Raw genomic sequence first — 23,385 nt, 5'->3', positions numbered from 1 at the left:
TCTATTTGTTGTGTGGATTGCGGCTCAGATGTAGGTCGATGCCAGTCCGCCGTCGACCGGGATGTTGGCGCCGCTGATCCAGCGCGCTTGGTCGCAGCACAGCCACGCGATCACCGGCGCGATCTCGTCGGCGAAGCCGGGGCGCAGCATGCGGTGCGCATCGGCCTGCACCCGCTCCTGGCCGAGCATGCTCACGAAGTCGCCCAGGATCGGCGTGAACACCGGACCGGGCGCGACGCAGTTCATGCGCACGCCGTGTTCCAGAAACCATTTCTGCGACTGCGTGGCGCTCCAGACGATCAGCGCTTCCTTGAAGTACTGGTAGCAGGTCTCCTGCGGCACGGGGTGGTCGCGCAGCCAATGGGCGCCGGCCTCGAAGCCTTGCGCGGCGGCGAGGGCCTTGTGCGGCTCCAATCGCTGCGGCCATTCGGCGCCGAGGATGGAGGCCACGTTGACGATGGAACCACCACGCGGGATGCGTGGCAGCGCCTGTTCAGTCAGATGGCGCAGCCCCAGGTAGTTGATGTCGGCGACCAGCTCGACTGGCGCCGTGCCGGGCACACCGGCGATGTTGCACAGCGCGTCGAAGCGGTCGGGCAATTGCGCCACAGCCGCATCGATGGCGGCGACAGAACTCAAGTCGGCCTTGACGAAGCCGTCGAGCGTGAGGCTGGGGTCGTTGCGGTCCATGCCGATGACGCGGGCGCCGGCAAAGCGCGCGACGCGTACCACCTCGGCGCCAATGCCCGACGACACGCCGGTGACGACGATGGTTTTTCCTTGAAGCTGCATGAAATGTCTCCTCGGGGGTTCAGTCGATAACACTCAGAACGGATAGGGATGCGGCGCCTGCTTGATGGTCAGCCACTGCCACTGGGTGTATTCCTCCCAGTCGGCCGGGCCGCCCACGCTGCTGCCGTTGCCGGCGATGCCAGGGCCGCCGAAGGGGTTGACGCACTCGTCGTTGACGGTCTGGTCGTTGATGTGGACCATGCCGGAGTTCAACTGCGCGGCAATCGCCATGGCCCGTCCGATCGAGGGCGAGATCACCGCCGAGGCCAGGCTGCCCTGGTGGTTGTTGGCCAGGGCCACGGCCTCGTCGTCGGTCTTGAAGGTGATGATGTTGGCGACGGGGCCGAACACTTCTTCGTCGTACGCGCGCATGCCGGCCTTCACGCCCGCCAGCACCGTGGGTTTGTAGAACAGGCCGTCGCTGCTGCCGCCGGCCAGCAACTGCGCGCCGGCCGCGATGCTGTCCTGCACGATGGCGTGCACGCGGTCGCGCTGCCTGGCGTCGATCAACGGCCCCAGGGCCACCTGGCCGCTGGCGCCGTCGCCCATCGGCAGGTGCTGGGCCTTCGCGACCAGCCGCTGCGTCAAGGCGGCGGCGACGCTCTCGTGCACGATGATGCGATTGGTCGCCATGCAGATCTGCCCCTGGTGCAGGTAGGCACCCCAGGCCGCATTGCTCGCGGCCACGTCGAGGTCGGCGTCTTCCAGGATGATCAGCGAGTTGGCGCCGCCCAGCTCCAGCGTGACCTTCTTCAGATGACGCCCCGCCAGTTCGCCGATGCGCCGGCCCACGGCGGGCGAGCCGGTGAAAGCGATCATCGGCACGTGCGCATCGGTCACCAGGGCTTCACCGGCGGCGGCGTCACCGGGCAGCACCTGCAGCAGGCCGGAGGGCAGGCCTGCCGCTTCGAACACGCGGGCGATCATGAAGCCGCCGCTCACCGGCGTGCGCGAGTCGGGCTTGATCACCACGCCGTTACCGGCCGCGAGGGCCGGCGCCACGGCGCGAATGGTGAGGATGAGCGGAAAGTTGAAGGGCGAGATCACGCCCACCACGCCACGCGGCACGCGCCGCGCCAGGCTGGTGGTGCCGCTCGCGCTCGGCAGGATCTGCCCCTGCGCCTGCAGGGGCATGGCCGCCGCCAGATGGCACAGGGTAATGGCCTCGCGCACCTCATGCTGTCCTTTGGGCAGGATGGCGCCGCTCTCTCGGGCGACATAGAGCGCCAGCTCGTCGAAGTGCTGCTGGAACAACGCCGCGGCCCGTTGGAACACCGCGGCCTTCTCACGCGGCGCAACCTGCGTCCAGCTTTTCTGCGCTTGCGCCGCGGCGGCCGTGGCCAGCCCCACGTCCTGCGCGTCGGCGATGCCGACGGCCGCCATCACCTTGCCCGTGGCCGGCTCGACGACGTCGCGCACACCGCCTGCGGATGCGACCCACCCGCCGTTGAACACCTTGCCGGTCCAGGCCGCCGCGTCCAGGAACGCCGGCTTCTCCGAAACACCCATGACTCACCCCTTGCGAAAAAAGTTGATCGGCTGGCCGCGGGTGGAAATGCCCGCGGCACTGCCTTCTTTTCGCAACGGGCATACCAGCGGCGCCGCGGCGGGGTGGGCCGACGCCGCTGCGCGACGCTGTTTTTCATTTGAGGATTAGGGGAATTCCCGGAGTCGTGATAGTTATCTTGAATAACTGGTTTACCCTGATCAGCGCTTTCATCAAATGATGAAAAATCGGTCACGCGTTTCACCAAACGATGAGCTCGAAATTGACCAAATCCACTGCCTCACCGGTCCCGGAGCGGATCTCGCTGGCCGAGGTGGCGCGCGCCACCGGCGCCGCGCTGGGCCGTTTCGACGGCGCCGAAGTGGCGCGTGCGATGAGCCGCTTCGAGGCCTCGCATGTGAGCAGCGAAGAGCACCCGACGATTGCCGACATCAGCGAATGCCTGTTCTTTTCGCCCGGTGACGGCCGCATCTGGCTGCAGGATCAGCGCATGGTGCTTCTGCATACCGAGGCGCTGGGCTCCCTGCGGCGCGAGCTGATCGACAGCCTGGGCCAGGAGAAGGCCCGCGGCCTGTTCACGCGCGCGGGCTACGTCAGCGGCGCGCGCGACGCGCGGCTGGTGCGCGAACATTGGCCCGAGGCCGAGCCGGCCGCGGCCGCGATGGCCGGCACCCGCCTGCATGCCCTCGAAGGCCTGGTGAAGGTCGAGCTGGTGCACGCGCGCTATGACCCCGAGACCTCGGACTACGAGGGCGAATTCGTCTGGCACCACTCGAGCGAAGACGACGAGCACATCGCGGCCTACGGCATCGGCGGCTCGCCGGCCTGCTGGATGCAGGTGGGCTATGCCACCGGCTACGTCAGCACCCTGTTCGGGCGGCTGGTGGTGTTCCGTGAAGTCGCCTGTCGCTCGATGGGCGAGAGCCAGTGCCGCGTGATCGGAAAATCGGCGGAGCGCTGGGACGATGTGGAAGAAGACATGCGCTACCTGCGCGCGCGCGACTTCGTCGGAGTGTCGCAGTACGGCGACGCGGCGCCGCAGGCCGCGGAGTTGCCCACGCCGCGGCGCAAAAGCGACGCGATGGTGGGCGCGTCATCGGCTTTCAACGCGGCCTGCCACCTGTTGCATCGCGTTGCGCCGACCACAGCCACTGTGCTTTTTACCGGTGAGTCCGGCGTCGGCAAGGAAAAGTTCGCCAGCATGCTGCATAGCATCAGCCCGCGGCGCGACAAGCCCTTCGTCGCGGTGAATTGCGCGGCCATTCCGGAGACGCTGATCGAGTCCGAGCTGTTCGGAGTGGAGCGCGGCGCTTACACCGGCGCCGGCGCGGCGCGGCCGGGACGCTTCGAGCGCGCCCACGGCGGCACACTGTTTCTGGACGAGATCGGCACGCTGAGCTACGCGGCCCAGGGCAAACTACTGCGCACGCTGCAGGAGGGCGAAGTCGAGCGCGTGGGTGGCACGCGCAGCGTACAGGTGGACACGCGCGTCATCGCGGCCACCAACGTCGATCTGCGCCAGGCCGTGCGCGAGGGCAAGTTTCGCGACGACCTGTTCTTCCGGCTCAACGTCTTTCCCATTCACCTGCCGCCGCTGCGCGAGCGACGCGATGACGTGCCTCTCTTGATGAGCCATTTTCTGCAGCACTACGGCCGCAAGCACGGCCGGCAGGTCACTGGCTTCACGCAAGCCGCTGTCAAGGCGCTTCTGAACTACGACTACCCCGGCAACATCCGCGAACTGCAAAACCTGATCGAGCGCGCCTTGATCGTCGCCCCCGAGGGCGGCCTGCTCGAAGTTCACCACCTGTTCACAAGCGGCGAGACGCTGGACAAGAACGTGCTGTCGGTACGACCGGATGGCCATTTGGCGGGCGTGGGCGCTGCCGGCGCCCCGACCCCGCAGGCCACGCCTGCAAGCCACGCCGTGCCAGACCGCGCCGGCTCCAGTTCATTGGGACAAGCGGAAGAGGCGCTGATACGCCGTGCGCTGGAACAATGCGGGGGAAACCTCTCCGCGGCAGCGCGTGTGCTGGGCGTCACGCGTCCCCAACTGGCCTACCGTGCGCGCAAGCGCGGCATAACAAGCTGACGACCGCTTGCTCCTGTCGGCTCTGTGCCACTGAATACTTGCTAGACCACCATCGGCGTCAGAGCGCCGTCCATCGTGATGAGCGCCCCCGTCACATAGCTGGCACAGTCCGATGCGAGAAAGACGGCCGCGTTGGCAATCTCCTGAGGATGCGCGTAGCGACCCATCGGGATTCGGGCTTCGTTGGCCTTCAGCAGTTCTTCCTCGGGCTTGCCGGTCAGACGCGATTCCGTCTCGAGCGAGTTCTTCACGCGGTCGGTATAGGTCGCCCCCGGATTGATGGCGTTCACGCGAATGCCGTGACCGCCCCATGCGTTGGCCAGGCCCGCGGATACCAGCATCAAGGCCGCATTGGCCGCCCCGCCCGGCAGGTGCATCGCGCTCGCGACCTTGCCACCCGTTCCGATGATGTTGACGATCGATCCCGTGCGCCGCGCGACCATCGACTTCAGCGCCGCGTCCATCGCGTGCACGTAGCTGAAGTACTTGGCGTCCATCGCGGTTCGCCAGGCCTGCGCGTTCAGTTCCGCCGGCACGACGCGCTTTGCCCCTCCGGCCGAGTTGACCAGCACGTCGATCGGGCCGAGCGCCTCTTCCACCTGCGCGACTGCCGCGAAGGCGCTGCGCTGGTCGATGAAGTCCGCCACGGCGCAAAGTACGTCGAAGCCTTCCCTGGCGAGTTCGGCAGCGGCGGCGCGCAGGTTCTCCTCGCTTCGCGAAGCGATCGCCACGCGCGCGCCTTCGGCCGCAAAGGCCCGCGCGCATGCCAAGCCGATGCCCTTGCTGCCGCCCGTCACCAGGACCACCTTGCCTTGCAGATTCAGATTCATCTCGATTCTCCTCATTGAACGCGCCGCACCGGCACCGCACTGCGGCGCCTATTACTCGGCCTTGATGTTCGCCTCTTTGACCACCCGGGCCCAGCTTCTCAGATCGGATTCGATGACGGTCGCCATCGCTTCCGGCGTGCTCGAACGAACCTCGATTCCTTGCTTGGCAAGCACTGCCTGGACGTCCGGCATGGCGAGGACGCGCATGACATCGGCATTCGCCTTGCGGATCACATCCGCAGGCGTCTTCGCCGGCGCGACGAAACCCGCCCAGATGTCGACGGAAAAACCGGGCAGGGCTTCGCCCACCGTCGGCAGCTGCGGTAGCGACGCATAGCGCGTTGCGCCCGTACCGGCAAGCAGCCGCAGGCGCCCGGACTCGATATGCGGCAGCAACGCATTCGCCTGGCCAAGGAACAGATCCACGCGCCCCGCGAGCAGGTCCGGCAGCGCGGCCTGTGCGCCCTTGTAGGGAACTTGCTGGATCGATGTTCCGCTCATGCTCTTGAGCAACTCGAGCGAGAAGTTCTGCGGCGAACCCGGTCCGCCGGAGGCGTAGGTGAGTTGTCCCGGCCGCGCCTTCGCAAGCGCCAACAATTCCTTGACGTTCTTGGCCGGCAGTGCCGGATGGACCACGAGCAGGTTCTGCACGGAGATCGCAAGACCAAGGGGGGCGAAGTCCTTGACGGGGTCGTAAGGGACCGCGCCGAGCAACGGCGCGAAGACCAGCACGCTGTTCGGGGCTACCAGCCAGGTGTAGCCGTCCGCGGGCGCGTGCGCCACGGCCTTGGCCGCAATCGCCCCGCCGGCGCCCGGCTGGTTCTCCACGATCACCGGCTGTCCCCAGATTTCCTGGAGCTTCTGCGCCACGGTGCGGGCGAGCACGTCGGGACTGCCGCCTGGCGTGAACGGCACGACGATCTTGACGGGCTTGTTCGGATAGGGCTGCGCAACGGCAAGCCCAGGGATGAGGCTCGACAAGGCAAACGCTACGAAAGCGCAGAAGCGCCATGAGCACATGTGTATGTCTCCCAATCAATTCGGCCGTACGGCGAGCATCCGGTCGATCAGGCCCGGAGTGTGCGCAGCACCTCGGGGTTGTGAACGGCGATCGGCTCGCCGGCCTCGAAGGCCAGGATTTGCCGAAACGCGTTCCCGTAGGCGATCTCGTGATTGTCGATCTCGACGTAGCCGATGTGCGGGGTGCACACTGCATTGGGAAGCGATAGCAACGGGTCGGCGGCGCCGAGGACTGGTTCGTGGTCCAGCACGTCGACCGCCGCCATCCCCGGCCTGCCTGCCTTCAATGCTGCCATCAGCGCGCCAGGGGCGATCAGTTCCGCACGGCTGGTGTTGACCAGCAGCGAGGTGGGTTTCATGCGTGCCAGGTCGTCGGCCGTGACGCTCCCGCGCGTGTCGTCGTTGAGCCGCAAGTGCAGCGAGATCACGTCGCAGCGCCGGAAGAAGTCGGCGCGGTCTCTTGCCATCGCGAGCCCATCGCCCTCGGCCGCGATGCGGCTGCCTTCGCGCCCCCACACGAGCACCGGCATCTCGAAAGCCTTGGCGTAGCCGGCGATCACTTTTCCGATGCGGCCGTAGCCGAGGATGCCCAGCGTGCGACCCCGCAGCCCCCGTCCTATCGTGCTCTGCCAGCGCCCCTGCTTCAGCGCTTCGACTTCAAACGGAATGTGGCGCAGGGCCGCAATCATCAAGCCCCATGTCAGCTCCGCTGCCGCGTAGGAAGGCCGCGACGTCAAGGTCGCACTGACAAGCACGCCATGACGCGTGCATGCCGCAAGGTCGATGTGCGGAACATGGCCGTTCTGACTGATCAGCTTGAGCTTCGGCAGGCGTTGCAGCAGCGCCTCGCCGACCGGCGTTCTCTCGCGCAGCAGCACGATCGCTTCCGCGTCCTGGAGCCGATCGGCGAGTACATCGAGGTCGCTCACGTAGTCGGTGTAGATGGTGACGGCCTTGTCCGCGATCAGGCTGAAGCAGTCCAGCTTGCGGACAACGTCCGCGTAGTCGTCGAGGATGGCGATGTTCATGGGTGATCCGCTTCAGGCGTTCGTCGGCAGGTCCGCGACGGGGAGGCCTTCGTCGATGAGCCGGCATTTGCGCTCCTCGGCGGCGGCCGTCTTCAGGGCGAGTTCCAGCACTTCGCGCGCCCTGGCTCGAGGAATGAAGCAGACGCCGGTGTCGTCGGCGAATGCGATGTCCCCCGGAGAAACGCGAACGCCGCCGATGTTCACGTCGCCGTTGATCTCGACCGTCTCGATGCGCCACTTGCCTGTCATCGGCGTCACTTCGGTGGCCCACACCGGGTAGCCGACGTTTCGCGAGTGCGGCACGTCGCGGATGCCGCCACTGACGATCGCGCCAGCCTCGCCCTGGCGCTTCCCGGTCTGCGCCGAGATGCCGCCCATGTTCGATACACCCGCCACGCCGTCAATCACGATGACATCGCCCGACTCGGCCAGGTTGTGCGCTTCGAACTCGGCCATCCTGTTGACCTTTGCGCGGGCAGCTTCATACGGGTGCTCGCGCAACGCGATGTTGCGCACTGTCAATGCAGGGCCGACGATGCACGCGCCTGCCATCGTTGGCCTGAACCAGCTGGCGGGCAGCACGCCCGTGATGCCGAGTTCGTCCATGATGTCCGACAGGATGCCGCTTGCGTCGCCCAGCGAGAGGAAGCCGGCGATCAGATCCGGGTCGGGTCTCGGGAGCGCCGTCATGAGGATGCGCTCGGGCGCGATCTTTCCAGTGAGCTTTCGTTCTGCCATTGCGCGTCCTATCGGGTTGTGCGGCCGCGCGGCTCGGCCGGTGCGACGTCGAGTCCATCCACGCCGCTGCGCAACACCGAATCCGCCAGGAAGCCGCTCGCGCGCAGGTCGTCCAGCGCCGCGTTGATCCACTTCAGTCGATCACTGCGGTCTAGAGGAACTGCGATCGCTTGCGGTACGCCATAGAAGTTGTCGGGCAGCAGCCGAAGTCCCGATGCGTCTCGCGTATTGGCTGCCAGTCGCTGCCGGTTGCCGGCAAAGGCAATCACGCTTCCGTCCGTGAGCCATTGGACGGCCTCTCGCAACGTGTAGTCGGGCGTTGCACGAACACGCGCGGCGCCCAGCCGCTCTTGCAGCCATACGCCCACGCTGTCGTCCGTGTTCACCCCAACTGCTTGTTTGGCACCGTCCAAGTCCCGGACCGACTGCATCTTCGAGTCGGCGCGCACCAGTGCGCTTTGTTGCACCAGCATGTAGGTTTGGGAGTAGAGCACCGTGCCCTTTCGCTGCGGATTTGGGGCTACGAATCCGATGTCGGCCGATCCGCTTCGCACTGCTTCCAGGACATCAGCCGCCGTCGCGAGAGGTGCAATGGCCGTCGGCACGCCCGCTCTGCGACCCAGCTCACGGGTGAGATCGGCCACCACGCCCGAGACGACGCCGGTGGCGGGATCGCGGCGCGCCTGCGCCAGGTTGGCGACGATGTATGCAGCTCGCAGCTGGCCCGTGGGTGCCAGGACCGGTTCGGCGGCCATGACGGTTCCAGCGAGCAGCGACATAAACAATGGAGAGTAAGTAGCCAGCCTGATCATGCAACATCGCGCTTTCAGCGTCCGCCGTACTTCTTGCACGCATCTTCACCCGCATGGATGCACGCGTCCAATTTAGAATTCGCCGGTATCGTCATCATTCCAGTGAATAACGTGCGGCTGGATCTCAATCTGGTTTCCATCTTGGAAGCCGTCATGCTCGAACGCAACGTGACGCGCGAAGCGGCCAGTCTCGCGATGACCCAGCCCGCCGTCAGCAACGCGCTTCGTCGCGCCCGCCGACTCACCAACGACGATTTGTTCATCAAGGTTCCCGATGGCGTTCGGCCGACGGCGCGGATGATGGCGATGTGGCCTGAGATCCATCGGTCGCTTGCCGTCTTGCGCGCCTCGATCGCGCCGCAGCACTTCGATCCTCGTGCGGACTCCACCACCTTTCGCATCGCGGTGACCGACAGCCTTGCATCCCAGGCGGTCTCCGGCATCACGCTGAAGCTGAGCGAAGCCTCTCCTTTCGGACGCGTCGTGTTCTCCCACCACACGAATGCCAGTTCGCTCGAGGCGATCGAACGCGGCACGCTGGACTGCGCAGTCGGGATGTTTCCAACGCTGCCCCACAGCGTCCACGTGCACAGTCTTCGCGCGGACCACTACGTCTGCGTCATGAGGCGAGGGCACGAACTCGGTCGCGCGATGTCTCTGGATGCGTTTGCCGAAGCGCGGCATGTGCTTGTATCGCCGTCGGGCCAGGACATGGGCATCGTCGACAGCTGGCTCAGCCTGCATGGCCGCGGCCGCAGCGTGGTCGCGGTCGTCAACCGCTTCGCCGACGCACTGCGGATCGTGGCCGACAGTGACTTGCTGGTCTGCGTTCCCAGCGACCTTCTCCATGGCCAGTCTCGCAAGCTCATGGTCAAGAACAAACTTGTGACACGGGACCTGCCGTTCGCAGTGGAGAAGCTCCTGTACAAGTTGATCTGGCACGAGCGCCTGCATGCTCACCCTGCGCATCAATGGTTCCGCTCGCTCGTGGCGGAGGTCTGTGGCGCAACCGTGCGCGATCGTTGAACAACCCTGGCCGGCGCGCACGGCTCGTCAATGAGCGGACCCAATGAGTTCATTTGCTTTCCTCGTTGGACGCGTCGCATTCGAAGACCTCTAATTCGTGGACTACCACGAACACGACGGAGACTCTTCATGCTTGACATGTCCGGAAAGATCGCCGCCGCGGCCTGCGCGCTTGTGGTCGGATGCGGGAGCATCGGGGCCGCCGCCGCGGCCTCGATCGGCGGGCCCCTGAACCTGGCCGACGAAGGAATGTTCTTCGTCAACGGGAAGGCCGTCACTTCCAAACATCCGGGGGTTTCGCCTGCTGGTCCGGTTCGCCCAGGGACGGTGACCGTCAACCAGATGTACGTGCACTACCGCGTCCCCGCAAGCAGAACCAGCGCCATCCCCATCGTGCTGGTGCATGGCGGCGGGTTGACCGGCATGAGCTACGAGACCACTCCCGACGGACGGGAGGGGTGGGCAACCTACCTCGTGCGCAAGGGGCATGCCGTCTACGTCGTCGACACGCCCGGGCGCGGACGCTCCGGCTTCAATTCGACAGCCATCAACGAGGCCAAGGCCGAGGGAAGCGTCTCGGGGCTGCCCGCCAGCGTGTTGATGGTGACTGCCGAACTTGCCTGGCCTCTCTTTCGCTTCGGGCCTTCGCACGGAACGGCGTATCCGGATACCCAGTTCCCGGTCGAGGCGTTCCCGAGATTCGCTTCCCAGGGCGTGCCCTTTGCCGAGGCCATGCTCGAGGGAGCTGGCATGGGCACGGCCCCACAGGCGCTCGCGGCGCTGCTGGACGATATCGGGCCCGCGATCATCGTGGTGCACTCGCTGGCGGGGCCCTTCGCCGATGCCTTGGTCGGTCTGCGTCCCGCCCTGGTCAAGGCGGTCGTCAACATCGAGGGTGCGCAGTCGGTCGTTCCCACCGACGCGCAGATCACGGCCTACAGAGGTGTCCCCGTGCTGGAACTGTTCGGCGACCATCTCGACGCTCCCGTGTTCACGGGCCAGCCTCGCTACGAGGCACGCAAGGCCGTGGTCGAGCGGATCAATCGCCTCGAGGCAGGCAGGGCGAGCCTGGTGCGGCTTCCCGACGTGGGCATCAAAGGCAACTCGCACATGATGATGCAGGACAAGAACAACCTGGAGGTGGCTGACTTCATCCTGCGCTGGATCGCGGACAAGGTGCGCTGAGTCAGACCGCCTTGCTTCGAACCCGCTTGGTCGGTGTTAGTTGCTGCGCTGCCCGCGGCGCGACGATGAAGTCGACGAAGCCTTGTGCCGCGTGGGAGAGCGAAATGCCCGCGCGTTGCACGAGCGAGACCTCGCGGTCGATCAAGGGGTTTTCTACACGGCGCCAGCCGATGCGCGCAGGGTCCGCCAGCTTCACCGCATAGCCAGGGAGGATCGCGACGCCGAGCCCGGCGTCCACCATCCCGATGAGCGAGCCTGCATAGTTGGCCTCCCTTGCGGGCTTCAGCATCAGACCGGCAGCCGCGAAGCCCGCTTCGGTGAGATCGCGAAACACGCTGCCGCGGCTCAATGCGAGCACCGGCTCCTGCGCGACATCCGTCCAGGTCAGTTGCTGCAGGCGGCTGAACGCATGCCCCGCCGGAAATGCGGCTGCCATGGCTTCCGAGAAGAGAAGCGTGCGCTGGATGTCGGCTTCATCCGAGGCGAAGGTGCCGATGCCGACGTCGGCCGCACCGCCGCGCACCAGCGGCAAAACCTGATTGGGCAGCGTGTCCTGCAGCACGACCTCGATGCCCGGGTACTGCGCGCCGAAGGCGGCGAGGATCGGCGGGAGATAGGTGCTGGACAGAACCAGCGGCGCCGCCACCACCACGCGCCCGCGTTCCCTCGCCACGAGCTTGTCCACGCCCGCGAGCGCCGACTCGAGCTCGGCCAGCACCCGTTCCGCGCGCGGGAAGAAGTCGCTGCCCGCCGCCGTCAGGGCCACGGCTCGCGTGGTGCGGTCGAACAGGCGGCTGTCGATGGCTCCTTCGAGTTCGCGCACAAGCAGGCTGAGTGCCGATTGCGTGACGTGCATGGCCTGCGCGGCACGGGTGAAGTTGCCAAGCCGCGCGACCAGCACGAAAGCTCGGAGCTGGCGGAGAGTCACATTCATGAGCGGAGCCAATCATTCGATTGGAAAGTCTCGATTGAATCATAGCCACGCGCGTCTTCTAATCACTGCAATGCAAACCGATGGGACAGACCCGGTCTGCACCCTCAACAGAAAGACAGAGACATGAAACGCCGTGAACTCCTCGCCGCCGTGCCAGCGCTTGCTGCCGCCGCCTTACCGTCATGGACCGCAGCGCAACCTGTTTATCCGAGCGCGCCCGTCAAGGTGCTGGTGGGTTTCCCGCCCGGCACAGCAACTGACGTGGCGGTGCGTGCCGTCGTGGAGCAGATGTCCAGGCGCCTGGGCCAGCCCTTCGTCGTGGACAACAAGCCCGGCGCCGGCAGCAACATCGCCGCCAAGGCCGTGGCCACGGCGCAGCCCGATGGCTACACCGTCTTCGCGATCACGATCGCCAACATCATCAACGCCGCGTTCCCGGGCGCCAATGCGGTCGATCCACTGAAAGACTTCAAGCCGATCACGCTGATCGGGAACGTTCCCAATGTCCTGGTGGTTCATCCCTCGCTGAAGGTCGCGACCGTTGCCGAACTCATCGCACTCGCGAAGGCCAAGCCGGGCTCTCTGGCCTATGCATCATCCGGCGTCGGCACCTCGCCCCACCTGTCTGGCGAACTGTTCGCACTGATGGCCGACGTCAAGATGGTCCACGTTCCGTACCGGGGCAGCACGCCCGCGGTGACCGACTTGCTCGGCGGCCAGGTGCAGCTCATGTTCTCGCCGGCTTCGACCGTGCTGCCGCACGTGCGCGCGAACAAGCTGGTGGCGCTGGCCGTCACCAGCCCTCGCAGGACCTCGAGCGCGCCGGATCTGCACACGCTCGACGAGCTGGGGCTGAAGGGCTTCGACACCTCGGTGTGGATGGGGCTGGTGGCCCCGGCCCAGACGCCATCCAGCGTCATCGGCAAGCTGCGCACCACGGCCCACGCGGCGCTCGATTCGAGCGAGATCCAGGCGATCTACAAGGCGCAGGCGATCGACGTTCTCAAGACCAGCGACGAAGCGCTGTCCCGCTTCCTGCAGAGCGAGGGCGCGCGGTGGTCGAAGTTCATTCAGCAGACGGGCATCAAGCCCGAGTGAGAGAAGCATTTTCTTCAGAAGGGAATATCGAAATGTCCAAACTGCGCGCTACCGAGTGCCGCGAGTTCATCGCGGCGGTCACCGAGAAGGCTGCCGAGATGGGGGTGCCCATCTCCGTTGCCATCGTCGGGCCCGAAGGCCATCTGATCGCGCTCGAGCGCATGGACGACGCGGGCTTCATCACCCCGGACACGGCCCGCGCGAAGGCATTCACCGTCGCCGCTTTCCGCTCGATGAGCCCGCGTTTCAGCGACGGCCTGGTCATTCAACAATGGTTCAAGGAGCGCAACCCGCAGATGCTGGCCAACGCATCGGTCTTCACCAACGGCCAGGTGGTTGCCTCCGGTGGCTGTGCGCCCGTGTTCAAGGGCAACGAGATGGTCGGCGCCTACGGCATCAGCGGTGCGACGGGCGACCAGGACGAGGAGATCGGCCAGCACGCCCGCGCGAAGGTGGGTTGGGCACACATGCCGGTCGACGACACCACGCCCGAAAGCGTGAAGAAGCACGTGAACGAGATCTACAGCAAGGTGGGCCTGAAGGACCGCGCCCTCTGAGCACCGTGCCCGGCGGCTGAGTCTGCCCGGTATCCCCATCCGAGAATTTTCAATCTGCCCGCCGCGCGCGGGCAACGGAGAACCCATGCCTTCCCAACCCGCCGTGCTGGCTGAAGCAGCCGACGTCCTATGGAACGCCGGCAGGACCGGCAACTACATCAAGCCGTTGAGAGTCTCCTACCCGGAGCTGGATGCGGCCGATGCATACGCCATCCAGCGGATGAACACCGAGCGCAGACTGGCCGAAGGCCGTCGCGTGGTCGGATGCAAGATCGGCCTGACGGCGCGCGCCGTCCAGGCGCAGCTCGGCGTCGATCAGCCCGATTTCGGCGTGCTCTTCGATGACATGAGCTTCGGGGACGCTGAGCCGATTCCCATGCAGAAGCTCCAGCAGCCGAAGGTCGAGGCAGAGATTGCTTTCGTGCTCGGCCGAGACCTCGACATGGGCAACCCCGGGCACGCGGACGTGATCAAGGCGGTGGACCACGTCCTTCCGGCGATCGAAATCGTGGGTAGCCGCATCGCGGGCTGGGACATCCGGTTCGTCGACACGGTCGCGGACAACGCATCGTCTGGCGCCTTCGTCCTGGGCGGAAGCCCGCGGCTTCTCAGGGAGCTGGACCTCAGGTTGTGCGGCATGGTCATGAACCGCCGCGGCGAGCCGGTGTCGGTCGGCGCGGGTGCGGCATGCCTGGGCAACCCGATCAATGCGGTGGTCTGGCTGGCCCGCACCATGGCCGCGCTCGGCCAGCCGCTGCGCGCCGGCGACCTGGTGCTCTCGGGCGCACTCGGCCCGATGGTGCCGGTCGCGCCGGGCGACGTGTTCGAAACCCACATCAACGGCCTCGGAGGCGTCAAGGCCGTATTCGAAGCCGCTGCCGCCGCGAAGGAATGCAAATGAGCCAGACACCCGAATTCGCGCAACTGCTGGACGATGCGGCCCGTCACGCCAAAGCGGTGCCGCAGATCGACCCGAAGGGCGAGCTCTCGCTGGCCGAGGCCTACGCGATCCAATCCGCCTCCGTTCAGCGACGCGTTGCGCGCGGCGAGCGCCGCGTCGGCGTGAAGATGGGCTTCACCAGCCGCGCCAAGATGGTTCAGATGGGCATCGACGACGTCATCTGGGGGCGCCTGTCGAGCGGCATGCAGGTGGAGGAGGGCACGCCGGTGAAGTTTGCGCGCTTCGTGCATCCGCGCGTCGAGCCGGAACTGGCCTTCGTGCTGAAGAAAGCGCTGGCCGGCGACGTCACCGCGGCCGAGGCGCTCGCCGCGGTCGAAGCCGTGGCGCCGGCGCTCGAGATCATCGACTCGCGCTACCAGGACTTCAAGTTCAGCCTGCCCGACGTGATCGCGGACAACGCCTCGTCGAGCGGCTTCGTGATCGGTGCCTGGAGCGACCCGCACCAGGATTTCAGCAATCTGGGCCTGACGATGAGCATCGACGGGCGCGTGGTGCAGGTCGGTTCCACCGCCGCCATCCTGGGCCATCCGTTGCGCTCCTTGGTCGCCGCGGCGCGCCTCTCGGCGGCGGCCGGCGAGCCGCTGCAGGCCGGCTGGGTGGTGATGGCTGGCGGCGCCACGCCCGCCGAGTGGATCAAGCCGGGCCAGTACATCTCGATCGAGATGGAGCGCCTCGGAACCGCCGGCTTCCACGTCGAGGAGTGAACCGTGCCCATTGCCTTGATCAAGATCATTGAGGGGCGCAGCCCCGAGAAGAAGCGCCGGCTGATAGAGAGCGTTTCGCAGGCCATGGCGGACAGCCTCGAGATGCCGCTCGACGCAGTGCGGGTCCTTCTCCATGAATACCCGTCAGGCCATTGGGGACGCGGGGGCCGCCTGGTGTCCGACATCCAGGCGAAAACGCCCTCCGAATCACCCAGTGCACAGGTGGCCGACGCGACGGCCAAGCTGCTCGCGAACTGAAAGAAGCAACATGACGAACAAACTGAAGGTCGCAATCATCGGCCCGGGCAATATCGGCACCGACCTGATGATCAAGGTCATGCGCAACAGCAAACACCTCGAGATGGGTGCGATGGTCGGGGTCGACCCGAAGTCCGATGGGCTGGCCCGCGCCGAGCGCTTCGGCATCGCCACTACCGCAGAGGGCATCGAAGGGTTGGTGCAGCTCGGCGTGTTCCGCGACATCGACATCGTGTTCGATGCCACCTCGGCCGGTGCCCACAAGCGCCACAACGAGGTGCTGCAGGCCCATGGCGTGCAGGTCATCGACCTGACACCCGCTGCCATCGGCCCCTACGTGATCCCCGCGATCAACCTCGATGCCGAGAACGCCAGCAACATGAACATGGTGACCTGCGGTGGGCAGGCGACCATTCCCATGGTGGCCGCCGTCTCGCGCGTTGCCAAGGTGCACTATGCCGAGATCGTCGCATCGATCTCGAGCAAGAGCGCCGGCCCCGGCACGCGCGCCAACATCGACGAGTTCACCGAAACCACCCGGGCCGCGATCGAGAAGCTCGGCGGCGCGGAGCGCGGCAAGGCGATCATCGTGCTGAACCCGGCGGAGCCGCCGCTGATCATGCGCGACACGGTGTTCGTACTGTCCGAGGCGGCCGACCAGGCGGCGGTGGAAGCCAGCATCGCGCAGATGGTGGCGAGCGTCCAGGCCTACGTGCCTGGCTACCGCCTGAAGCAGCGCGTGCAGTTCGACCCAGTCCCGGCCGACCGGCCGCTCAACGTGCCCAAGCTCGGCTTGCGGCACGGACTCAAGACCTCGGTGTACCTCGAGGTCGAAGGCGCCGCGCACTACCTGCCGGCCTACGCCGGCAACCTCGACATCATGACCTCGGCCGCGCTCGCGTGCGCAGACCTGATGGCGCAACGACGCATCGCCAGCGGCATCGCTCGCGGTCTGAAGGAGGTCGCATGACGCCGGCCAACAAGCTGTACATCAGCGACGTGACCCTGCGTGACGGCAGCCATGCCGTTCGTCACCAGTACGGCATCGCGCACGTCAAGGCGATATCCGCGGCACTGGACGCTGCCGGCGTCGACAGCATCGAGGTCGCGCATGGCGACGGGCTGGAAGGCTCCAGCTTCAACTACGGCTTCGGTGCGCATACCGATGTCGAATGGATCGCGGCAGTGGCCGAAACGGTCAAGACCGCAAAGGTCGCAACCTTGCTGTTGCCCGGCATCGGCACCACGCACGACCTGCGCAACGCCTACGATGCAGGCGCGCGCATCGTGCGCGTCGCAACGCACTGCACTGAGGCCGACGTGTCTCGCCAGCATCTGGAATACGCGCGCGAGCTCGGCATGGATGCGGTGGGTTTCCTGATGATGAGCCACATGACCACGCCGAAGAAGCTGGCCGAGCAGGCGCTGCTGATGGAAAGCTATGGCGCAAGCTGCGTCTACGTGGTCGACTCCGGCGGCGCGCTCGGCATGGACGACGTGCGGGACCGGTTCCGTGCGTTCAAGGAGGTGCTGAGAGCCGATACGCAGACCGGCATCCACGCGCACCACAACCTGGGCCTTGGCGTGGCGAACTCGATCGTGGCCGTGGAAGAGGGCTGCGATCGCATCGACGCCAGCCTGGCCGGCATGGGCGCCGGTGCCGGCAACGCGCCGCTCGAGGTGTTCATCGCGGCGGCCGAGCGCCATGGCTGGCGTCACGGCACCGATCTCTACAAGCTGATGGACGCGGCCGACGACCTGGTGCGCCCGCTGCAGGACCGTCCGGTGCGCGTCGATCGCGAGACGCTGGCGCTGGGCTATGCGGGCGTCTATTCGAGCTTCCTGCGCCATGCCGAAGCGGCCGCGAAGAAGTATGACCTGAAGACCGTGGACATCCTCGTCGAGCTGGGCGCACGCAAGATGGTGGGCGGCCAGGAAGACATGATCGTCGACGTGGCGCTCGATCTGCTTCGCAGGTCCGAGCACGACCGTGTGCAGTCCGGACTCGCGATGAGCTAGGCAGCGAGGTGCCAGCTGAGGCGATGAGTGCGCCCAGCTCGGCACTCCACTGCGGTGCGCTCCTACATGCATTGCCGAGAGGCGCGGTGTACGTTGTCATTCCAACCGAAGGAGGCACGTCATGGCCACTCAGCAGACACCGTCCCGTCCACGGTCCACTGACAAATCGAAGGTTCTTCCCGAGAGCCCGGCAACCATTGTCCCTGCGGAAGCCGATAGTGACAGCGAGTATGCCGACGCGACCGAATCCACGGGCGGCAGCGCCGCCGACCAGGCAGACGCGGTCAAGCCGGTCGGGGATGAGAACGCCCCAGGTTCCGTCAAGCGCAAGGAAGCCTCGATGGAGCCGGGCCACAGTGGCTTGGTTGTCGGAGGCTTTTGACGCACGTCCGTCTGATCGGCGTGAGTGCACGTTCGCCTCTGGGTCGCAGGGCGGAAGTCCTTGATGTCAAGGATTGCCATCCGCCTCGGTGCGGCGTATCTTGGCTGCCGAGAAGGAGCGATCCATGCCTTCACCAACAAGCTTCGTACGAAGAGACAAGCGCGGCACGCCCCCGATGCGCTCGAGCTCATCGAGCTACGCCGGAGCAATGACGCCGCCATCGGATGCCGAGTTGTGCGAGCGCGCCGTGCTGGCCATTTGGCGCAGTTTGGACGAGCACGATCTCGTGGACGAGCGGGTACGAGCCGACCTGGCAGGTGTCCTCGAGCCGTTGATTGCTCTTGCCCTGGGAGATCGTCCGCAACGGTTGATCAGCACGCTCAGGTTGCCAAACCCGATCGATGCGTCCCACCTGTATTGGCTCACTCGCAGGCTCCTGACTTTCGTCCCCGAACTGCAAGCCATGGCCGCCAAGCCGCGAGGCGATGGACCTCCGCCCCTCGCCTGACGCGATGTCGTTCGAGGCGTCGTCGCCCGAAGCATCGGCCCCTGCGCGGTGAGATCGGGTTGGCGTGCGCCGTGACAGCGGTCACGAGGGCGTTCAGAATAGCGTTCGCCACTACCCAAGGAGGAGCTGGCCCTACCACCGGCGCTGCGGGACATGCTGCGGCTCACATGCCGCGACGCCTATCGGAGTCGCTCGTGACGAAACGTAAAGACGACGAAACGCTGTCGCGCCCGGCGCGTCAGCCTTTCGAGCGGCAGGTCGAAGCCTCGCTGCGCGAGCACGCCGACCTGCTGAATCTCACGCACGACGCCATGTTCGTGCGCGACATGGAAGCAGCGATCAAGTACTGGAACCGCGGCGCCGAGGAGATGTATGGATGGACGGCTGAAGAGGCGCTCGGCAAGTCCGCGCCCGAGCTGCTGAAGACCATCTCCACCGTGCCACTCGAGCAGATCGAATCGCAGGTGCTGAGCACCGGACGCTGGGAAGGCGAGCTGGTGCATCACAGGCGAAACGGAACGCCGGTGGTCGTGGCGAGCCGCCTGGCATTGCAGCGAGACGAGCAGGGCGAGCCGGTGGCGATCCTCGCGACCAATACCGACATCACGCAGCACAAGCGGGCCGAGGAGGCCCGGCAGGATCTCGAGGAGCAATGGAGAGCGGCCTTCGAAGCCAATCCCACGATGTACTTCATCATCGATGCGGCCGGCGCGATCCTGTCGGTGAATCCCGTCGGCGCAGAGCAGTTGGGTTGGCGCGTGAGCCAGCTGATCGGCCAGCCGGTGCTGAACGTGTTCTACGAAGCCGATCGGGCGTTCGTCCAGGGAAACGCCGAGCAGGCTTTCCGGCAGCCGGGGCGCGTGATGCGCTGGAAGGCGCGCAAGGTCCGCAAGGACGGCACGATGCTGTGGGTCCGGGAGTCGGCGAACGCGGTCGTGCTGAGGGGCGGGCCGGTGCTGCTTGTGGCGTGCGAGGACATTACCGAGCGCAAGCACGCCGAGGAGGCGTTGCGCGAGAGCGAGGAGCGCTTTCGCACGCTTGTGAAATTCTCTTTCGACGTGTACTGGGAGAGCGACGCCCAGCATCGCTTCACCCGGCAGGAGTATTCCGCCCAGTTCGACCGTGCGCCGGCGCCGGCCTCGGAGATCGGCAAGACGCGGTGGGAAGTGCCCTATCTGGAGCCGGACGAGGAGGCTTGGCGCCAGCACCGCTCAGCGCTCGATGCCCATGTCCCGTTCCGCGACTTCGAGCTCGCCAGGGCTACGTCCGACGGTGGCATACGCCATGTGTCGGTATCCGGGCTGCCGATGTTCGACGAGGCGGGGCGCTTCACGGGCTACCGGGGCGTCGGGCGGGACATCACCGAGCGCAAGCGCGCTGAAGATGCGCTGCGCCGGAGCGAGAAGGAGCTTCGGGAGGTGCTCGAGACGATGCCGGCGATTGCCTTCGTCACCAACGCCGATGGCTCCGGTGTGCTCGTCAACCGGCGCGGGAGCGAATACACCGGCTTTTCGCTCACCGGGGCGAACTGGCTGGCTGCAATTCATCCCGAAGATCTGCCCGGCTACGTGCAAGCGCGGGCGCATCACATGGCGACCGGCGAGCCTTTCGAGCAGGAAGCGCGTGTTCGTCGCGCGGACGGCGAATACCGCTGGTTCCTGAGCCGCGCCGTGCCGATGCGCGGCGAAGGTGGAAGGATTCTGAAGTGGTATGGAATCCTTACCGACATCGAAGACCGGAAGCGCGCGGAAGAGGAGCGCCGCGCGCATCTGTGGTTCCTGGAAAGCATGAACCGCGTCAACCGCGCCATGCAGGGAACCAACGACCTCGAGAAGATGATGAGCGATGTGCTCGATGCAGTCCTCGACATCTTTGCTTGCGACCGGGCATGGCTCACCTATCCGTGCGATCCGGAAGCTGGCTGCTGGCGCGCGGTCATGGAACAGACGCGGCCTGAGTTTCCCGGCGCGTTCAGCCTGGGCGCCGAGCTGCCCCTCGATGCGGATGTCGCCACGGTGTTCCGGACAGCGCGCGCTGCGAGCGGAGCCGTGTCATTCGGTCCTGGCTGCGAGCTCCAGGTGCCGGCGCAGCTCGCGGAGAGTTTCAGCATCAGATCCGTGCTCGCCATGGCGCTGTATCCCAAGGCCGATCAACCTTACCTCTTCGGGCTGCACCAGTGCTCGCGCCCGCGCGCCTGGACGGCGCAGGAAACGCGGCTGTTCGAGGAGATCGGACATCGGCTTGCCGACGCGCTCACCAGTCTTCTCATCTTCCGCAGCCTGCGCGAAAGCGAGCGCAAGCTCGAAGAGGCGCAGCGCATGGCGCATCTCGGTCATTGGGAAGCCGACCTGGACAGCGGTCGCGTGACCGCCTCGGAAGAAGCCTACCGCATCCACGGCCTTAAGCGGCCCGAGTCCGGGCAATTGGAAGGCCGGTTGCTGGACCTCGTCCATCCGGACGACCGGGAACGGGTGAAGCAGGCCAATGAGGCCGGCGTGCAGGGCGGTCCGCGCTTCGACATGGAATACCGGGTGGTGCGTCCGGACGGCGAGGTGCGCGTGGTCCACAACAGCGCCGACGTGGCGCGCGATCCCTCCGGCCGGCCTCGGCGCTTCTTCGGCATCGTGCAGGACATGACGGAGCTCAGGCATGCGGAAGAGGAGCTGCGCGAAAGCGAAAGCCGATACCGGCACATTTTCCAGGGCGCGAGCGTTTCGATCTGGGAAGAGGACTTGTCAGCGGTCGAGGCGGCCATCGACGGACTCAAGGCGCAGGGCGTGCGCGACTTGCGCCGGCACCTGGCCACGCATCCCGAGTTCGTCCGGCAGGCCCTCGCCCTGGTGAAGGTGCTCGACGTCAATGACGCAACCATCGAGCTGTTCGGGGCGCGGAGCAAGGAGGAGCTCATGGTGTCGCTCCCCAAGCTCGTCCTGCCGGAGACCGAGCAGGTGTTCGCAGAAGAGCTGTGCGCCCTGGCAGAGGGCCGGACTTCCTTTACGGCCGAGACGGTGCGCGGAACGCTGAAGGGAGACAAGTTGTCCGTCCTCCTCACGATCGCGTTTCCGCCTCAGCCGGCCAAGTTCGGCAGCACGCTCGTGAGCATCATGGACATCACCGAGCGCAAGCGGGCCGAGTACTTGACGCGGCAAATGTTCGAGAGTGCCTCCGATGGTGTGGCCGTGATCGGCCGGGATTACCGCTATCAAAGGGTCAATGCGGTCTACGAGCGCAACTGGAGGATGCCGGCCGAGAAGATCGTCGGCATGCATGTCGCCGATCTCCTCGGGACCGACGTCTTCGAGCGCGCCGTGAAGCCGAGTCTCGATCGCTGTCTCGCCGGAGAGCAGTTCACCGTCGCAGAATGGTTCACGACCGAACTGGGGCGCTTCTACCTGTCGGTGTCCTACTCGCCGCTGCGGCTCGATTCGGAGCGCCTGGAGGCAGCGCTTGTGATCACGCGCGATCTCACTGACCACGTCCTCGCGTCGGAAGCCCTGCGCGAGGCGCAGGCGGCGCTTGCGCGAGTGAACCGCGTGACCACGCTCGGCGTGCTGGCGGCCTCGATCGCGCACGAGGTCAACCAGCCGCTCGGAGCCATGGTCGCAAGCGCGGGGTCCTGCGCGCGCTGGCTCGCGGCCCAGCCGCCCGAGCTCGAAAAGGCCCAGCGCTCGCTCGGACGCATTGCCAGGGACGGCAAGCGCGCGAGCGAAGTCATCGACCGCATCCGCGCCCTGGTCATGCGCCAGCCGCCGCGCCGGGACCGCGTCGACGTCAACCAGACCATCCTCGACGTGATTGCGCTCACGCGCGACCAGATGCGCCGCAACGACATTGCGCTCGAGAAGACGCTTGCCGACGGCCTGCCGCCCGTATGGGGCGACAGGGTGCAGCTCCAGCAGGTGATCCTCAATCTGATCGTCAACGCCATCGAGGCCATGAGCGCGACCGGCAATCGCCCGCGACAGCTGGTCATCGGCGCGAGCGAAGCGGAGGGCGGCGTGTGCATCGAGGTGCGCGACTCGGGCCCCGGCATCGCGCCCGAGATCGCGGACAAGCTCTTCGAGCCCTTCCATACCTCCAAGGCGCAGGGCATCGGCATGGGGCTTTCGATCAGCCGGTCGATCGTCGAGGCCCATGGCGGCCAGCTCCGGACCGCGCCGAACCTGCCCCACGGCGCCGTGTTCCGGTTTTCGCTGCCGACCGGGGAACGGGAGCCGTAATGGCAACCGAGCGGCCCGTCGTCTTCGTGGTCGACGACGACCTGGCCATGCGCGAGGCCGTTCAGGACCTCCTCGCCTCCGTCGGCATGGACGTGCGCCTTTTCGCCTCGACGCAGGACTTCCTGCAGGCGCAGCGCCCGGACGCGCCCGGCTGCCTGGTGCTCGACGTGCGGCTGCCCGGCGCAAGCGGATTGAGCTTCCAGGAAGAACTCCCGCGAGCGGGCGTCGATCTGCCGGTGATCTTCATCACCGGGCACGGCGACATTCCGATGACGGTGCGCGCCATGAAGGCCGGCGCAGTCGAGTTCCTGAGCAAGCCCTTCCGCGACCAGGAGCTTCTCGATGCGATCGATGCTGCGGTCGAGCGGCACCGCGCGCAGCGCCGCGAGACGGCGCTCGTCGCGGAGCTCCGGCAACGCTTCGCCGCGCTCACCCAGCGCGAGCGCGAAGTCATGGCGCTGGTGAGCACCGGGCGCGTGAACAAGCAGATCGCGGCCGAGCTGGGCATCAGCGAGGCCACCGTCAAGGTCCACCGCGGGCAGATCATGCGCAAGATGCAGGCGAAATCCCTGGCGCAGCTCGTGCGCATCGCGGACACGCTCGGCCTCTCCACCCCGAGGCCTTAGGCGCCTAAACCAAAGTCGTAGCGCACGTGACGCACGTGCAATGGTCTTGCGCGCGCAATCGGCCTAGTCTTGCGTCAACGTTCAAGAA

At 66.2% G+C, this 23,385-nt stretch carries 21 protein-coding genes; 13 read left to right on the top strand and 8 right to left on the bottom strand.

The window, feature by feature from the left end:
• Window positions 1-24: 24 nt before the first annotated feature.
• Together ACSQ9I_RS21775 and ACSQ9I_RS21770 are read right to left on the bottom strand one after the other, a co-directional pair.
• Window positions 25-792 carry a coniferyl-alcohol dehydrogenase gene (locus ACSQ9I_RS21775; RefSeq protein ID WP_436304930.1) on the bottom strand — a complete coding sequence of 256 codons (768 nt, stop codon included), beginning with the start codon at window positions 790-792 and terminating at the stop codon, window positions 25-27.
• Between the two features lie 33 nt (window positions 793-825).
• Window positions 826-2,301, bottom strand: a complete 1,476-nt coding sequence (locus ACSQ9I_RS21770) for a benzaldehyde dehydrogenase (protein ID WP_436314425.1) — start codon at window positions 2,299-2,301, stop codon at window positions 826-828.
• Window positions 2,302-2,672: 371 nt separating this feature from the next.
• On the opposite strand from ACSQ9I_RS21770, the gene ACSQ9I_RS21765 reads away from it, so the two are divergent.
• On the top strand, window positions 2,673-4,391 hold the full coding sequence (locus ACSQ9I_RS21765; RefSeq protein ID WP_436315797.1) for a sigma 54-interacting transcriptional regulator: 1,719 nt from the start codon (window positions 2,673-2,675) through the stop codon (window positions 4,389-4,391).
• Window positions 4,392-4,432: 41 nt separating this feature from the next.
• Here ACSQ9I_RS21765 and ACSQ9I_RS21760 read toward each other — a convergent pair whose 3' ends face one another.
• The 5 genes from ACSQ9I_RS21760 to ACSQ9I_RS21740 all read right to left on the bottom strand — a co-directional run bounded on the left by ACSQ9I_RS21760 (window position 4,433) and on the right by ACSQ9I_RS21740 (window position 8,762).
• The gene (locus ACSQ9I_RS21760; protein ID WP_436314424.1) at window positions 4,433-5,221 is read right to left on the bottom strand and encodes an SDR family oxidoreductase; all 789 of its coding nucleotides are present in this window, start codon (window positions 5,219-5,221) and stop codon (window positions 4,433-4,435) included.
• 51 nt (window positions 5,222-5,272) lie between these two features.
• Complete coding sequence (locus tag ACSQ9I_RS21755; protein ID WP_436314423.1) at window positions 5,273-6,106, bottom strand: tripartite tricarboxylate transporter substrate-binding protein; 834 nt, start codon at window positions 6,104-6,106, stop codon at window positions 5,273-5,275.
• Window positions 6,107-6,288: 182 nt separating this feature from the next.
• On the bottom strand, window positions 6,289-7,269 hold the full coding sequence (locus ACSQ9I_RS21750) for a D-2-hydroxyacid dehydrogenase family protein (protein ID WP_436314422.1): 981 nt from the start codon (window positions 7,267-7,269) through the stop codon (window positions 6,289-6,291).
• A gap of 12 nt (window positions 7,270-7,281) precedes the next feature.
• Window positions 7,282-8,007 (bottom strand): RraA family protein, encoded by a 726-nt coding sequence (locus tag ACSQ9I_RS21745; RefSeq protein WP_436314421.1) that lies wholly within the window; start codon window positions 8,005-8,007, stop codon window positions 7,282-7,284.
• Between the two features lie 8 nt (window positions 8,008-8,015).
• Window positions 8,016-8,762, bottom strand: a complete 747-nt coding sequence (locus ACSQ9I_RS21740; RefSeq protein WP_436314420.1) for a transporter substrate-binding domain-containing protein — start codon at window positions 8,760-8,762, stop codon at window positions 8,016-8,018.
• A gap of 114 nt (window positions 8,763-8,876) precedes the next feature.
• Here ACSQ9I_RS21740 and ACSQ9I_RS21735 point away from each other — a divergent pair, with 114 nt between their 5' ends.
• A complete protein-coding gene (locus tag ACSQ9I_RS21735; RefSeq protein ID WP_436314419.1) occupies window positions 8,877-9,845 on the top strand; it encodes a LysR family transcriptional regulator in 969 nt (322 codons plus the stop codon).
• A 129-nt stretch (window positions 9,846-9,974) separates the two neighbouring features.
• Window positions 9,975-11,030 carry a lysophospholipase gene (locus tag ACSQ9I_RS21730; RefSeq protein ID WP_436314418.1) on the top strand — a complete coding sequence of 352 codons (1,056 nt, stop codon included), beginning with the start codon at window positions 9,975-9,977 and terminating at the stop codon, window positions 11,028-11,030.
• 1 nt (window position 11,031) lies between these two features.
• Here the strand turns inward: ACSQ9I_RS21730 and ACSQ9I_RS21725 are convergent, their stop codons facing one another.
• On the bottom strand, window positions 11,032-11,964 hold the full coding sequence (locus tag ACSQ9I_RS21725; RefSeq protein WP_436314417.1) for a LysR family transcriptional regulator: 933 nt from the start codon (window positions 11,962-11,964) through the stop codon (window positions 11,032-11,034).
• A 123-nt stretch (window positions 11,965-12,087) separates the two neighbouring features.
• On the opposite strand from ACSQ9I_RS21725, the gene ACSQ9I_RS21720 reads away from it, so the two are divergent.
• From ACSQ9I_RS21720 to ACSQ9I_RS21675, 10 genes are all read left to right on the top strand, one after another.
• Window positions 12,088-13,062, top strand: coding sequence for a tripartite tricarboxylate transporter substrate binding protein (locus tag ACSQ9I_RS21720; RefSeq protein ID WP_436314416.1), 975 nt, complete (start codon window positions 12,088-12,090; stop codon window positions 13,060-13,062).
• A 32-nt stretch (window positions 13,063-13,094) separates the two neighbouring features.
• A complete protein-coding gene (locus ACSQ9I_RS21715) occupies window positions 13,095-13,619 on the top strand; it encodes a GlcG/HbpS family heme-binding protein (protein ID WP_093102805.1) in 525 nt (174 codons plus the stop codon).
• 85 nt (window positions 13,620-13,704) lie between these two features.
• Window positions 13,705-14,520, top strand: coding sequence for a 2-keto-4-pentenoate hydratase (gene mhpD / locus ACSQ9I_RS21710; protein ID WP_436314415.1), 816 nt, complete (start codon window positions 13,705-13,707; stop codon window positions 14,518-14,520).
• Window positions 14,517-15,284, top strand: coding sequence for a 2-keto-4-pentenoate hydratase (locus tag ACSQ9I_RS21705; RefSeq protein WP_093102808.1), 768 nt, complete (start codon window positions 14,517-14,519; stop codon window positions 15,282-15,284). Before mhpD ends, ACSQ9I_RS21705 begins: the two co-directional genes overlap by 4 nt.
• Window positions 15,285-15,287: 3 nt before the next feature.
• Window positions 15,288-15,542 carry a 4-oxalocrotonate tautomerase family protein gene (locus ACSQ9I_RS21700; protein WP_093102809.1) on the top strand — a complete coding sequence of 85 codons (255 nt, stop codon included), beginning with the start codon at window positions 15,288-15,290 and terminating at the stop codon, window positions 15,540-15,542.
• A 10-nt stretch (window positions 15,543-15,552) separates the two neighbouring features.
• On the top strand, window positions 15,553-16,512 hold the full coding sequence (locus tag ACSQ9I_RS21695; protein WP_436314414.1) for an acetaldehyde dehydrogenase (acetylating): 960 nt from the start codon (window positions 15,553-15,555) through the stop codon (window positions 16,510-16,512).
• Window positions 16,509-17,561 carry a 4-hydroxy-2-oxovalerate aldolase gene (gene dmpG / locus ACSQ9I_RS21690; protein ID WP_436314413.1) on the top strand — a complete coding sequence of 351 codons (1,053 nt, stop codon included), beginning with the start codon at window positions 16,509-16,511 and terminating at the stop codon, window positions 17,559-17,561. The genes ACSQ9I_RS21695 and dmpG overlap by 4 nt, the downstream gene beginning before the upstream one ends.
• A 121-nt stretch (window positions 17,562-17,682) precedes the next feature.
• Window positions 17,683-17,943: a hypothetical protein gene (locus ACSQ9I_RS21685; RefSeq protein WP_436290885.1), complete on the top strand. Its 261-nt coding sequence runs from the start codon at window positions 17,683-17,685 to the stop codon at window positions 17,941-17,943.
• 63 nt (window positions 17,944-18,006) lie between these two features.
• Window positions 18,007-22,671, top strand: a complete 4,665-nt coding sequence (locus ACSQ9I_RS21680; protein ID WP_436314412.1) for a PAS domain S-box protein — start codon at window positions 18,007-18,009, stop codon at window positions 22,669-22,671.
• Complete coding sequence (locus ACSQ9I_RS21675) at window positions 22,671-23,297, top strand: response regulator transcription factor (RefSeq protein WP_436314411.1); 627 nt, start codon at window positions 22,671-22,673, stop codon at window positions 23,295-23,297. Before ACSQ9I_RS21680 ends, ACSQ9I_RS21675 begins: the two co-directional genes overlap by 1 nt.
• Window positions 23,298-23,385: the final 88 nt, after the last annotated feature.

Source organism: Variovorax sp. LjRoot84 (assembly GCF_964254305.1).
In the GTDB taxonomy this organism is placed as follows: domain Bacteria; phylum Pseudomonadota; class Gammaproteobacteria; order Burkholderiales; family Burkholderiaceae_C; genus Variovorax.
Note: the sequence above shows the minus strand (reverse complement) of the source record. Positions and strands in the feature narration are given on the sequence as shown.

Excerpts from the sequence above, each read along its gene's own strand:
- ACSQ9I_RS21730 (WP_436314418.1), top strand. The coding sequence starts at position 9,975 with ATGCTTGACATGTCCGGAAAGATCGCCGCCGCGGCCTGCGCGCTTGTG.
- ACSQ9I_RS21740 (WP_436314420.1), bottom strand. The coding sequence starts at position 8,762 with ATGGCCGCCGAACCGGTCCTGGCACCCACGGGCCAGCTGCGAGCTGCA.
- ACSQ9I_RS21685 (WP_436290885.1), top strand. The coding sequence starts at position 17,683 with ATGGCCACTCAGCAGACACCGTCCCGTCCACGGTCCACTGACAAATCG.
- ACSQ9I_RS21770 (WP_436314425.1), bottom strand. The coding sequence starts at position 2,301 with ATGGGTGTTTCGGAGAAGCCGGCGTTCCTGGACGCGGCGGCCTGGACC.
- ACSQ9I_RS21680 (WP_436314412.1), top strand. The coding sequence starts at position 18,007 with ATGTCAAGGATTGCCATCCGCCTCGGTGCGGCGTATCTTGGCTGCCGA.
- ACSQ9I_RS21735 (WP_436314419.1), top strand. The coding sequence starts at position 8,877 with ATGCACGCGTCCAATTTAGAATTCGCCGGTATCGTCATCATTCCAGTG.
- ACSQ9I_RS21675 (WP_436314411.1), top strand. The coding sequence starts at position 22,671 with ATGGCAACCGAGCGGCCCGTCGTCTTCGTGGTCGACGACGACCTGGCC.
- ACSQ9I_RS21765 (WP_436315797.1), top strand. The coding sequence starts at position 2,673 with ATGAGCCGCTTCGAGGCCTCGCATGTGAGCAGCGAAGAGCACCCGACG.
- ACSQ9I_RS21720 (WP_436314416.1), top strand. The coding sequence starts at position 12,088 with ATGAAACGCCGTGAACTCCTCGCCGCCGTGCCAGCGCTTGCTGCCGCC.
- ACSQ9I_RS21695 (WP_436314414.1), top strand. The coding sequence starts at position 15,553 with ATGACGAACAAACTGAAGGTCGCAATCATCGGCCCGGGCAATATCGGC.
- ACSQ9I_RS21705 (WP_093102808.1), top strand. The coding sequence starts at position 14,517 with ATGAGCCAGACACCCGAATTCGCGCAACTGCTGGACGATGCGGCCCGT.
- ACSQ9I_RS21760 (WP_436314424.1), bottom strand. The coding sequence starts at position 5,221 with ATGAATCTGAATCTGCAAGGCAAGGTGGTCCTGGTGACGGGCGGCAGC.
- ACSQ9I_RS21715 (WP_093102805.1), top strand. The coding sequence starts at position 13,095 with ATGTCCAAACTGCGCGCTACCGAGTGCCGCGAGTTCATCGCGGCGGTC.
- ACSQ9I_RS21775 (WP_436304930.1), bottom strand. The coding sequence starts at position 792 with ATGCAGCTTCAAGGAAAAACCATCGTCGTCACCGGCGTGTCGTCGGGC.
- ACSQ9I_RS21750 (WP_436314422.1), bottom strand. The coding sequence starts at position 7,269 with ATGAACATCGCCATCCTCGACGACTACGCGGACGTTGTCCGCAAGCTG.
- ACSQ9I_RS21745 (WP_436314421.1), bottom strand. The coding sequence starts at position 8,007 with ATGGCAGAACGAAAGCTCACTGGAAAGATCGCGCCCGAGCGCATCCTC.
- mhpD (WP_436314415.1), top strand. The coding sequence starts at position 13,705 with ATGCCTTCCCAACCCGCCGTGCTGGCTGAAGCAGCCGACGTCCTATGG.
- dmpG (WP_436314413.1), top strand. The coding sequence starts at position 16,509 with ATGACGCCGGCCAACAAGCTGTACATCAGCGACGTGACCCTGCGTGAC.
- ACSQ9I_RS21725 (WP_436314417.1), bottom strand. The coding sequence starts at position 11,964 with ATGAATGTGACTCTCCGCCAGCTCCGAGCTTTCGTGCTGGTCGCGCGG.